Annotated in this window: 1 pseudogene; it reads left to right on the top strand. The window is 72.5% G+C overall.

The window, feature by feature from the left end:
* Window positions 1-260, top strand: a pseudogene (locus G3I78_RS49705) (hypothetical protein); the annotation flags it as partial.
* Between the last annotated feature and the right edge of the window lie 148 nt (window positions 261-408).

Raw genomic sequence — 408 nt, 5'->3', positions numbered from 1 at the left:
TCGTCTCCCTTCCGGCGCACCTCGCCGCGAGCGGCACGACCGACGGGGCCGAGGTGCGCGTCGTGCTCCAGCGCATCGCCGAGCCGGTCCAGGTCGACGTCGACCTCCTCGCGCGCTTCGCCGAGGCGGGCGTCTTCCCGCGCCAGACCCTCGTCGTCGCCGTGAACGACGGCGCCGTCACGGGCTCGGGCGACGGCGCCGACACGGTCCTGGACCTGCCGGACGACGTCGCGCGCCACCTCTTCGTGACCGCGGACTGACCGTCCCCGCCTGATAGTTCGGCGGCCCCGCCTGGTGAGGGCGCTGAGAACGAGGTTGGTCCCGTTATCCGACGGATAACGGGACCAACCTCGTTGTGGTGGGGGAGCAGGGTCGTGCTCGCCCCGGGGGTGTCTTCGTCAGGTGGGG

It is taken from the genome of Streptomyces sp. SID13726 (assembly GCF_010548375.1).
GTDB lineage: Bacteria > Actinomycetota > Actinomycetes > Streptomycetales > Streptomycetaceae > Streptomyces.
The sequence above is the reverse complement of the archived record's forward strand: the minus strand, read 5'-3'. Positions and strand labels throughout refer to the sequence as shown.